Consider the following 11,707-nt stretch of genomic DNA (forward strand, 5'->3'; position numbering starts at 1 on the left):
AACGACGTGCTCACGCTCGTGCGCGACCCGCAGACCTTCATCGCGGTGGGCGCGCTGGGCAACAGCACCGAGCTGCCGTTCCAGGCCGACGGGATCACGCTGGCGCAGGCGCTGGCCAAGGCGCGCGGCCTATCGGACTTCGCCGCCGACCCGTCCGGGACGTTCATCTTCCGGTTCGAGCCGGCCAGCGTGGTGCGGCGGCTCCACCCGGGCTCGAAGCTGCTCGGCACGCCACTGGTCCCGGTGGTGTACCGGATCGACATGCGCGACCCCAACAGCCTGTTCGTGTCCCAGGCGTTCCGGATGCGCAACCGCGACCTCGTCTACGTGTCGAACGCGCCGTTCACCGAGCTGTCGAAGGTGCTGACCGCATTCAGCGGCGTCACCGGCCCGATCGCCTCCGTGGCGACCGCCTACGCCTACACGAAGTAGGCAAGCCGCCGGCCCGCCGGGCCGGCGATCAGTCCGACAGATCTCGAACGAGAACGGGGCGCGGATATCATCCGCGCCCCGTTCTCGTTTTCAGCGAAGACCGATCGCGATCCGGGGCGCGCGGCCCCGGACGCATTCAGGCCCGCTTGGCCAGCAGCTGCTCGATCAGCGAGCCGCCCTTGTCGATCGCCGTCATCTCCTCGGCCACCGCGTTCACGGTGTCGCGGATCTGGTCGGCGGTATGCTCGGAGGTAAGGAAGAAGCGCAGGCGCGAGGCCCGCTCCGGCACCGCCGGGTGGATGATCGGCTGCACATTGATGCCTCGGCGGAACAGCCGGTCCGACAGGGTCACGGCCTTCAGCGAGTCGCCCACGATGATCGGCACCACCGCGAGACCCAGGCTGAAGCCGGTGTCGAGGCCGAGCTTCTTGGCGGTCGCCAGAAACAGGTTTCCGTTCTGACGCAGACGCTCGACCCGTTCCGGCTCGGCATGCATCACGGCGAGCGCGGCCTCGGCGGCGGCGGCGAGCGGCGGCGACATGCCGACGCTGTAGACGAAGCCGCCGGCCGAGTGCTTCAGGTATTCGATCAGCGCGATCGGGGCGCAGATATAACCGCCGCAGGTCGAGAGCGTCTTCGACAGCGTGCCCATCCAGATGTCGACCTCCTTGGGGTCGACACCGCAATGCTCGAACAGGCCCGCGCCGGTCCGGCCGGTGACCCCGAGGCCGTGGGCCTCGTCGACCATCAGCCACGCATCGTAGCGCTTCTTGAGGGCGATCAGGCCGGCGAGGTCCGGCGCATCGCCGTCCATGCTGTACAGGCCCTCGACCACGATCAGCGCCCGGCGGTGCTCGTGGCGGGTCGACTGGAGCAGGGTCTCCAGGGCGTCGAGGTCGTTATGCGCGAAGGAGCGCCGCTGGGCGCCCGAGAGCTGCGCGCCGGTGACGATGCTGTTGTGCGACAGCGCATCGTGGAAGATCACGTCGCCGGCTTCGAGCAGGGCGCCGATGGTCGTGACGTTGGTGGCGTGACCGCTCACCATCACGACACAGCCCTCGGTGTGGTAGTGCTTGGCCAGAGCCTGCTCCAGGCTGATATGGCCCGGCCGCTCGCCCGCAACCACACGGCTCGCCGACGCGGAGGTGCCGTAGGCGTCGATCGCCTCGCGCGCCGCGTTGCTCACCCGCGGGTGACCGTTCAGGCCGAGGTAGTCGTACGACGAGAAGTTGGTGAAGCTCTTCTGGTCGATCCTGGTGGTCGCGCCGGCCTTGGCGTCGTGGACGCGGAAGAACGGGTTGCTCAGGCCGATCAGCTGAGCCGCCTGACGCTGGAGCTGCAATTCGCGGTAGCCCGGCAGATTCTCGAAATTCTGCGCAGCCGACTGCCCGGCCGGGGAGGCCGCTTTGGCGGGTGCCGGGCGCGGCGTCGCGCGCCCGAGGCGGTTCGTCACGAAGCCGGCGAGCGCCGCGCGCCCGCCGTCAGGCCGTGCCGTATCGGTCATGTGTTGGTCTCTTTGATCGGGCTGGACGTCTGCTCGATGAGTTCCCGGAGCGGCGCCATCATCGCCGCATCGATCTCACCGCCGATATGCTTCGAGACGAGGCTCATCGCGACACCGGCCGCTTCATCCATGGGGGCCGAAACCGCCTGAATTAAGGACTCCGACAGCTCGTTGACGGTCATGCCCGAGGACAGGCCCGCGGGCGGCGCATCGAGGGCGAAGCGCTCCTGCAGGCTGGCGCCGAGCTCGACACCCATCAGCGAGTCGAGGCCGATTTCCGAGAGCTGCCGCACGCGGCTGATGTCGTCCTTCGGCAGGCGCAGGATCCGGGCAATGTCTTCGACGATCGCGTCCGACACGGTCTTGCGGACCGAATCGAGATCACCGCCCTTGAGAAGCGCCCCGATGTTGATCGCCTGGACACCGCCGGCCTCGGCCTGCTGGTCCGACCCGAGCTCGGCGTAGCTCGGCGAGCGCATGGTGGCGAGACGCTCGCGCGCCTTGCCCCAATGCATCGCCGCGATGGCGATGACCGCCTCGTCGGGGGACGTGCCCTGGTGCCCCAGCGCCTCGGCCATCAGGTCGAGGCAGCGGCGGGCCTCCATCGGCGTGACGCCGACGCGGCCGGCGAGGCCTTCCATGACCGCCTTGTTGCGGGCGAGCATGCCGACATCGCCGATCGCACCCCAGGCCACCGCCAGAGCGGGCAGACCGCGGCGGCGACGCTGACGGGCGAGGCCCTCCATGAAGCCGTTGGCGGCCACGTACGAGCCCTGACCGGGATTGCCGATGAAGGTCGTCGCCGAGGAGAACAGGACGAAGTAGTCGAGGCTCCGGTCGCGGGTCGCGGCATCGAGATGCTGGGCGCCCACTACCTTCGGGCCGATCACCGCGTCGAGCGCGGCCGCGTCAATATTGGCAATCAGGCCGTCCTGAAGCACCGCCGCGGCGTGGAGCACGCCCGCGAGCTTCTTGCCGCCCTGCTCGATCCCGGCGATCAGGCGATCCACCGAGGCGCGGCTGGTGATGTCGACGGCCTTGGCCTCGACGGTCACGCCCCGCGCCGTGAGTTCGGCGACGACCGCCTTGGCCTCGTCGGTGGCCGCGCCCTTGCGGCCGGCGAGCACGAGGTGTTTCGCACCCCGGTCGATCAGCCAGCGCGCCGCCTCAAGGCCGAAACCTCCAAGGCCGCCGGTGAGCAGGTGAACACCCGTCTCCGAGACCCTGAACGGCTTAGCCGTGTCCTTCATGATCGTGCCGGCCTTGGGCGGGCTGATCACGATCTTCCCGATGTGGCCGGACTGCTGCATCAGCCGGAACGCGTCCGAAGTCTCGGCCGCCGTGAAGGGCTGGTAGGGCAGGGGCTTGAGACCGCCGTCGTTGAACAGGGCCATGACCTCGCGGAACATCCGCGCGCCGTCATCGCCCTGGTGCTGGATCACCTGATCGAGATCGACGCCGAAATAGCTGAGGTTCCGCCGGAACGGGCGCAGGCCGATATGGGTGTTGGCGACGTAATCGCGCTTGCCCAGTTCGACGAACCGACCGAACGGCCGGAGCGCGTTGAGCGAGCGCTCCATCGCCTCGCCGAACAGGCTGTTCAGCACGATATCGACGCCGTCGCCGGTGATCGCCCGGATCTCGTCCACGAAGGCCAGCGAGCGGGAATCGAGCACGTGCTCGGCGCCCAGCGCCTTGACCAGCGCCCGCTTCTCGCGGGAGCCGGCCGTAGCGATGACCCGCGCACCCTTCAGCTTGGCGATCTGCAGAGCCGCAAGGCCGACGCCGCCCGCGCCGCCATGGACCAGCACCCATTCGCCGCGCCGCATCCGGGCGCAGGAGACGAGGCCGTAATAGGCCGTGAGGAAGGCCACCGGCACGGTGGCGGCCGCCATCGGGTCGAGACCCGGCGGCATCGGGGCAACCACAAGGTCGGGCACCACGATGTGGGTGGCGAAGCCCGACTGGGCGAAGGCGACGACCGGATCGCCGACCTTGAAGCCCTTCACGCCCGGGCCGACCACCGTGACGCGACCGGCGCATTCGAGGCCGAGTCGCGGACCGGCGAAGCCGTCCTCCAAGATCTCCTCGGGGAGCATCGAGAGCGCCCAGAGCACGTCGCGGAAGTTGAGGCCGGTGGCCTCGACCGCGATCTCCATCTCGCCCTTGCCGGGGGCGCGGCGCTCGGCCGGACCCCAGACCATCTCGCTGAGACCGCCGGTGTTGCTGCGCTCCAGACGCGCGGCCTCGGCCGGGACCAGATCCGCCGGATCCCGGTGCTGCGGCTTGCCGGCATGGAAGCGCACGACCTGGGTCTGCTCGTCGTCCAGCACGATCTCGGTCTCCGGGGTGCCGGAGAGGATGAGGTCACGCAGGCGCTCGGAGGCGCGCTTCGACGACATCTCGGGGGAGAGGTCGATGCGGCGGACGTCGAGGTTCGGGGCCTCGTTGGCGAGCGTGCGGGAGAAGGCCCACACGCCGGCCTCGATGTTGGTGGTCTGGCCGCCGCGATCGCGGGTCGCGCCGGGGGCCACGACCCAGAGGCGGGTCTGGCGGGCGCCGAGATGCTCGATGCAGCGCTTCAGGCTGAGGCAGCGATCGCGCAGCCGCTCGGCCGCCTCGCCGCCGCGGGTGAAGGCGCCGGCCAGGAACACAACCGTGTCGGGGGTCTCCCGCTCGAGCTCCATCAGGGAGGTCTCGGAGTCGAGGATGATCGAGACGTGCACACCACCCGCGACCAGTAGGGTCGCGAGCGACGAGGCGGTCTCGGCGGCGAACTCGTCGTCCGAGCCGATGATGAAGGCGAAGCTCTGGGCCGGAGCCGGGCCCGGGCGCACCGGGGCCTCGGCGGTCAGGAGCAGGTCGTCGCCGTTGGCGGAGGCCGAGCGCTCGACCTCGACCTTGACGAGACCATGGGCGCTGAGCGTGCGCTGCCAGCCTTCGATATCCTCCAGCCGACCCACGGGCAGGCCGCCGACCGCCTCCTCGAACCAGCCCGGGGTCAGGCCGAACACGAGGTCGCGGAACAGAGATGACCCCGGCTCCACCGCCACCAGCAGGCCGCCGGTGGCGAGCGCCCCGGCGAGCTGGCCCGGCAGAGCCCGGTCGCCGCGATGCAGGCTACCGGCCGCCAGGATCAGGTCGAAGCTGCCGGGCGCGAGTTCGTCGGCGGCCTCGATCACGGCGGCGGTGCGGCCCAGCGACAGGCGGGCACGCTCGGCCAGCCTGCGGTCGGTCTCGAACACGGTAAGCCGGGCCTCGGCGGCGGCCGCGAAGGTCGCGGTCTGGGCCGAGAGCGGGCCGAACCCGACCTGGAGCACGCGCAGCGCCCGCTCCTTGGGGAGCTGGCTCCGGCTGCGCTCGATCAGCCCGGCGACCACGTCGGCGCCGTGGCGCGCGGTGGCCGAGCGGAGCACGAAGGCGTCGATCGCCCCCTGCGGCAGGGCCGGTGCGTCGGTGAGCTTACCGGCGAGCAGACGGTCCACGAGGGCGCCGACATCGGCGATCAGGACCAGCTCGGCCGAGAGATCCGGGTGGTCCCCCGCGATCCAGCGCATGATCTCGTCGGGGGCGGGCAGCGCGGAGCCGTCGCCCAGCGTCCAGTTCTGGCCGGCGCGCTCGGCGAGCCCGCTGCTCTCCAGGGCGTAAAGGGCGTTCAGCAACCAGGGGCGCAGGGCCTCGGGCACGCGCGGATCCTCGGCCGAGACGGTCTCGCCCTGCGCCAGCCCGGAGGCGAGGCGGTAGGCCAGCGAGGTCGCCCAGCCCTCCAGCAGGAGGTGCCCCGGCGACAGGGCGGCATCGGCCGGGCCCTTCGATTCGGCGGCCAGCGGACGCAGCCGGGCGGCCACGCTCGGACGGCGCTCCATCGGGATCGCAGTCGGCTCGGTGGCGAGTTCCGGCACCTGCGAGATCGCGAAGGCCGAGAGGTCACCGCCGGTCTTGGCGCGCAGGGCCTGGAACCGGCCCTCGCGGATCGTGGCGACGATCTCACCCTCGGCATCGAGCAGGGTGAAGTCGGCCAGGATCGAGCGCTCGTTGCACCGGCGGGTGCGGATGATCGAGCGGGCGATTACCGCGCCGGGGCGCACCAGCCGCACCTCGCCGAAGCGCACCGGGATGTAGGCCTTGCCGCCATTCTCGCCGAGCAGGTCGGCGAAGAGCAGGATCAGCCCGTGGAAGCAGGCGTCGAGCCGGTTCGGCACCAGCCCGTAGCGGGTGTCGGGCTCGGCCGGCAGCAGGTCGGACACGATGGTGGCGTCGTCCAGCCGGGCGCTCATGGCGACTTGCTGGAAGCTCGGGCCGAAGGCGAGGCCGGAAGCCAGGGCCTTGGCGTAGAGCGCGTCGCCGGAGAGCACGTGCTCGCCGGCCGTGTCGAAGCTGAACCCGTTCAGGTCCGGGACCTTCGGCGCCGAGAAGGTGCCCTCGACGATCTTGGCCTGGGCGTGGAGCTGCCAGGGCGTCTGGGTCAGGCGCGGGCGACTCAGCACCTGGATGCCGTTGCCGGAGCCCGACAGGCGCACCGCGACCTCGCGCAGGGCCTCCTCGGCGAACACCATCGGCGCCACGATCTCGAAATCGGCGAGCACGACCTCGTCGTCGCGCATCGCTTCGCGAACGCAGGCGAGCGCCATCTCGACGAAGCCGGCGCCCGGCATGATCACCTGGCCGTCGACCTTGTGGTCCTCGAGTTCCGGCACGGTCGCGGGATCGACGAAGCCGTTCCACTCCAGACCGTCGAAGGTCGTGCGGGAGCCGATCAGCGGGTGGTAGGGGCGGGCGCTCATCGCGCCGACGCCCTCGGTGGTGTCGGCGAGGCGGAACGGCCGGCGCTGCCACGGATAGGTCGGCAGGCGCACGTCGCCCTTCGGCGCGTCGCCGAACAGCAGGGCCTCGTCGACCTGCGCGCCCTGGACCAGGGCGGCGCTGACCGCCTTCGCGATCGGATCGCCGCCCGACGCCTTGCGGTGCATCACGCCGACCGTCGCGGTCTCGATGCCGAGCGGCTCGACCGCGTCGCCGACATGGGACATCAGGGTCGCGCGCGGACCGACCTCGACGAACACGCGGGCGCCGCGGCGGGTGGCGTCCTGCACGGCCTCGGAGAAGCGGACCGGCTCGCGGATGTTGCGCCACCAGTAGCCGGCGCCGAAATGGGACCCGTCCAGCACCTCACCGGTGACGGTGGAGACCATCGCGGTGGTGCCGGCCTTGGCCTTCAGCCCGGCGAGATCGCGCAGCAGCGGCTTCTCGGTCGGGTCCATGAGCCTTCCGTGGAAGGCGTAGGCGAGGTCGAGCTTGCGCCCGCGCCGGCGCTTGCGCGACAGGGCCTTCAGGGCGGCCTCGATATCGGCCACCGGCCCGGCGACCGTCACGGCCTTCGGGCTGTTGTAGGCGGCGATGTCGAGGGTCGGGAAATCCTTGAGGAAGGTCTCGACCTCCTCGGCCGGCATCAGCAGCACCGCCATGGTGCCCTGGCCGTGCGTCGTCTCCTGATGGTGGCTGCGGTAGTAGATGACCCGGACCGCATCCTCCAGGCTGAGGATCCCGGCGGCCTCGGCGGCGGCGATCTCGCCGACGCTGTGGCCCAGCACGTAGGACGGGATCAGGCCCTTGGCCTTGAGGGCAGCCGTAGAAGCGCTCTCTATCGCGAAGATCAGCGGCTGCGACACGCTGGTCAACGCGAGGCGCTCGTCGAGATCGTCGGCGTAGAGTGCGTCCTTCAGCGACCAGTCCGAGTAGACCTGGAACAGGGTGTCGATCCGGTCGAAGGTCGCGCGGAAGGTCGCGTTCTCCTCGTAGGCCTCGCGGCCCATGCCGGCCCACTGGCTGCCGTTGCCCGAGTAGATGAAGGCCACCTCGGCGACGCGGTCGACCGCCGTGCCGGTGAAGGCGTCCTGGGTGTCCTCGCCCTCGCCGATGGCACGGAGCGCCGCGGCCACATCGGTCTTGCCGTCCAGCGCGATGGCGAGGCGGGCCGGCATGCGCTCGCGGCGATGCGCGACGGCGGCCGCCACTTTCGGCACCTGGGCCGGCTCGGCCTCGAGGCGCTCGGCGTAGTCCTGGGCGAGTTCGTTCAGGGCGGCGCGGGTCTGTGCCGAGAGCAGCAGCACCTGGGCCTTGGGCTCCGCGGTGGCGTCCGCCTGCGTCGCCCAGGCAGGGGCGTCGGTGATGACCACGTGGGCGTTGGTGCCGCCGAAGCCGAAGGAGTTCACGCCCGCGAAGCGCTCGCGCGGACCACGGCTGATCGGCATGGCCTCCTGCACGACGCGCAGGTTCAACTCGTCGAACGGGATGTCGGGATTCAGCTCCGCCGCATGCAGCGAGGGCGGCACGAGGTCGTGCTCCAGCGCCAGCGTCGCCTTCATCAGGCCGGCGAGGCCCGAGACCGGCTCGGTGTGGCCGATATTGGTCTTGATCGAGCCGATCGGCAGCGGCGCCCGCCGGCCCCGGCCGAGCTTGGAACCGATGGCCGAGGCCTCGATCGGGTCGCCCACCGGCGTGCCGGTGCCGTGGGCTTCCATGAAGGCGAGGTCGTCGAGCCCGATCTCGGCCTCGCGGTAGACCTTCTCCAGCAGGGCGCCCTGGGCGTAGCCCGAGGGGAGCGAGATGCCGGTGGTACGGCCGTCGGAGTTGATGCCCGACGCCGACACCACGGCGCGCACGGTGGCGCCGTTGCGCCGCGCGGCCTCAGCCGATTGCAGCACGAACACTACGCCGCCCTCCGAGCGCACGTAGCCGTCGGCGTTCTTGGAGAACGCCTGGCACAGGCCGGTGCGCGAGAGCATCTGCGCGGTGGAGAAACAGATGAAGTTGAACGGGCTCGCCAGCACGTTGACGCCGGCGACGACGGCCGTGTCCACGCGGCCCGACCGGATCGCCTGCACGGCGTTGTCGAAGGCGACGAGCGAAGACGAGCAGGCCGTGTCGACCGTGAAGCTCGGGCCCTTCAGGTCGAAGATGTAGGAGATGCGGTTCGAGATGATCGACAGCGTGTTGCCGGTGGCCGCGTAGGCGTCGCCCGAGGCCGCGTCGAGGATGCGCAGGTTGCCGTAATCGAGCGAGGAGGCGCCGACGAACACGCCGATATGGCTGCCGGCCACGCTCGACGGGCGCAGGCCCGCATCCTCGAGGGCTTCCCAGGTCAGCTCCAGCAGCATGCGCTGCTGCGGATCCATCTGCTCGGCCTCGCGGGGCGAGATGCCGAACACCGCCGGGTCGAACGACCACACATCGTCGATGACGCCCGCCGACCAAGTGTAGCTCTTGCCACGCTCATGGGCGCGGGGATGCGCGAACCGCTCCAGGGAGAACCGATCGGCCGGCACCTTGCTGACGGCGCAGCGCCCCTCGGAGAGGAGTGACCACAGCCCGTCCACACTGGGGGCCCCGGGCAGTCGGCATGCGCGTCCGACAATCGCAATATCTGTACGTTGTGTCACGTTCGGTTCGCACACGCTCGTTATCGGAAGTCGGCTCGGCTCGCGACGAGTGAGTACCCTCTCACCCCTTACTGTGGCACCATTGCGGTGTCCAACCAGCCTGGACGCGAGGTCATCCCCGCGCGACGAAATTGCCCAAGGCTGTGACATGTATTCATCAGCGTCCTATCCAATCCCGGCGATCAGAATGCCAAGTTTGGACCGGTCGACCGCCGGCGGAGACGCTGAAACGATCATCAGAAAGCCACAGTTTCGCCCCGCCTTCGGCTGCCCGTCTGACGGCATCGCGCCGCGGCCGCCAGAAGATCTTCCGAAGTGATCTTCGGATCATCGCGAGGTCAGGACCGGTCCGACACGGCCCCCGCCCCGTTTCGCCCGACGCCGCAATAGCTAAAGCCGTGGCGCGCGGCGCTCTCGGGATCATAGATATTGCGCAGATCGACCAGGACTGGCGCTGATCCACCGGACGCCATGGCCTCACGCAGCCTGTCGAGATCGAGCGCCCGGAAGGCGTTCCATTCGGTGACGAGCACCAGGGCGTCCGCGCCCTCCGCGCAGGCATAGGCGTTCTCGGTGTAATCCACAGCCGGCATCAGGACCCGCGCATGCGCCATGCCCTCCGGATCGTAGGCGCGCACCTTCGCGCCTGCATCCTGAAGGCCCGCCGCGATCGCCAGCGACGGTGCGTCGCGCATGTCGTCCGTATCGGGCTTGAAGGTCAGGCCGAGGAGCGCCACCGTCCTGCCCCGCACCGAACCGCCGCACGCCTTGATGATCTTGCGCGCCATGGCGCGCTTCCTCTGGTCGTTGACCGCCACCACGGTCTCGACCAGCCGTAGCGGCGTGCCGGCGTCCTGGGCGGTCTTGACCAGCGCCAGGGTGTCCTTGGGGAAGCACGAGCCGCCATAGCCCGGGCCGGCATGCAGGAACTTGGTGCCGATCCGGTTGTCCAGCCCGATGCCCCGGGCGACCTGCTGCACGTCGGCGCCGACCTCCTCGCACAGGTCGGCGATCTCGTTGATGAAGGTGATCTTGGCGGCCAGGAACGCGTTGGCGGCGTACTTGGTCAGCTCGGCGGTGCGGCGGCTGGTCACGAGGATCGGCGCCGCGTTGAGGTAGAGCGGGCGATAGACCTCGCGCATCACCGCCTCGGCCCGGGCCTCTTCGGTGCCGACCACGATGCGGTCGGGGCGCTTGAAGTCCGAGATGGCCGCGCCCTCGCGCAGGAACTCGGGATTGGAGGCGACGGCGAAATCCGCCGACGGGTTGGTCTCGCGGATGATGCGCTCGACCTCGTCGCCGGTGCCGACCGGGACCGTGGACTTGGTGACCACGACGGTGAACCCGGAGAGCGCGCCGGCGATCTCACGGGCCGCGTCGATCACGAAGCTCAGGTCGGCGAAGCCGTCGCCGCGGCGTGACGGGGTGCCGACCGCGATGAACACCGCGTCGGCCTCGGCCACGGCTTCGCGCATGGTCGAGCGGAAGGCGAGCCGGCCCTGGCGGACGTTCTCGGCCACCAGGGCGTCGAGCCCCGGCTCGTAGATCGGCATGCGGCCGGCGTTCAGGCTCGCGATCTTGTCCGGGTCGCGGTCGATGCAGACCACGCCGTGGCCGAAATCCGCCAGGCATGCCCCGGATACCAGGCCGACATACCCGGCCCCAATCATCGCGATCCGCATCCGGTCCTCTCGGCAGTTCGCCCCCGACTTGCTGCAATGCAGCATGGTCCGGGCATCACGGGGGTGCAACCCGGTCCAGCCTGGATCGTCTCCAGCCTGTCGCCCGATTGCAACACACGGGAAGGGTGACTGTTTTTTGACGGTTCGGCCGCGGCGGCGGATCGGTCATGCGTCGGCACCGCGGTTTTCGAGCCGCATCGCCGCGCCTCGCGCTTTCTTGCCCGCATTGTCGCAGGAGCGGCTTCGCAGTGCCGATACCTTCCTGTAGAAGCGCCCCCGCCCGACGGGCGTAGGCGCAATCCCGCCCTCAGGCCCTGACCCAAGAAGCGGCGAAGGATCGGCGAAGGACCGCGATGACCGAACTCCCCAACGTCCACGTGCGCGCCGAGGTTCTGGTCCAGGCGCTGCCGCATATGCAGCGCTACGACCAGGAGATCGTAGTCATCAAGTATGGCGGCCACGCCATGGGGGACCGGTCCGCGGCCGAGGATTTCGCCGAAGACATCGTTCTTCTCGAACAATCCGGGCTGAAGCCGATCGTCGTCCACGGCGGCGGGCCGCAGATCGGCAAGATGCTCGACCGGCTCGGCATCCAGTCCGAGTTCCGCAACGGCCTGCGCGTGACCGACGAGGCCACCGTCGAGGTGGTC

General features: G+C 70.0%; 4 protein-coding genes and 1 pseudogene. 2 read left to right on the top strand and 3 right to left on the bottom strand.

Annotated elements, in window-relative coordinates:
- A pseudogene (locus MKK84_RS09395) lies at window positions 1–432 on the top strand (sugar transporter); the annotation flags it as partial.
- A 136-nt stretch (window positions 433–568) separates the two neighbouring features.
- On the opposite strand, the gene MKK84_RS09400 reads toward MKK84_RS09395, so the two are convergent.
- The 3 genes from MKK84_RS09400 to MKK84_RS09410 all read right to left on the bottom strand — a co-directional run bounded on the left by MKK84_RS09400 (window position 569) and on the right by MKK84_RS09410 (window position 11,057).
- The gene (locus tag MKK84_RS09400; protein ID WP_243919061.1) at window positions 569–1,936 is read right to left on the bottom strand and encodes an aminotransferase class I/II-fold pyridoxal phosphate-dependent enzyme; all 1,368 of its coding nucleotides are present in this window, start codon (window positions 1,934–1,936) and stop codon (window positions 569–571) included.
- The gene (locus tag MKK84_RS09405; protein WP_243919064.1) at window positions 1,933–9,375 is read right to left on the bottom strand and encodes a type I polyketide synthase; all 7,443 of its coding nucleotides are present in this window, start codon (window positions 9,373–9,375) and stop codon (window positions 1,933–1,935) included. Before MKK84_RS09405 ends, MKK84_RS09400 begins: the two co-directional genes overlap by 4 nt.
- A 338-nt stretch (window positions 9,376–9,713) precedes the next feature.
- Window positions 9,714–11,057, bottom strand: coding sequence for a UDP-glucose dehydrogenase family protein (locus MKK84_RS09410; RefSeq protein WP_243919068.1), 1,344 nt, complete (start codon window positions 11,055–11,057; stop codon window positions 9,714–9,716).
- A 353-nt stretch (window positions 11,058–11,410) separates the two neighbouring features.
- Between MKK84_RS09410 and argB the strand changes: the two genes are divergently transcribed.
- Window positions 11,411–11,707, top strand: a 297-nt coding sequence (argB, locus tag MKK84_RS09415; RefSeq protein WP_243919066.1) for an acetylglutamate kinase, incomplete at its 3' end; no start/stop codon positions are given.

The organism is Methylobacterium sp. E-065 (assembly GCF_022829605.1).
Lineage (GTDB): Bacteria > Pseudomonadota > Alphaproteobacteria > Rhizobiales > Beijerinckiaceae > Methylobacterium.

Bases quoted from the DNA above. Each gene is read 5' to 3' on its own strand.
- MKK84_RS09400 (WP_243919061.1), bottom strand. From the start codon at position 1,936: ATGACCGATACGGCACGGCCTGACGGCGGGCGCGCGGCGCTCGCCGGC.
- MKK84_RS09410 (WP_243919068.1), bottom strand. From the start codon at position 11,057: ATGCGGATCGCGATGATTGGGGCCGGGTATGTCGGCCTGGTATCCGGG.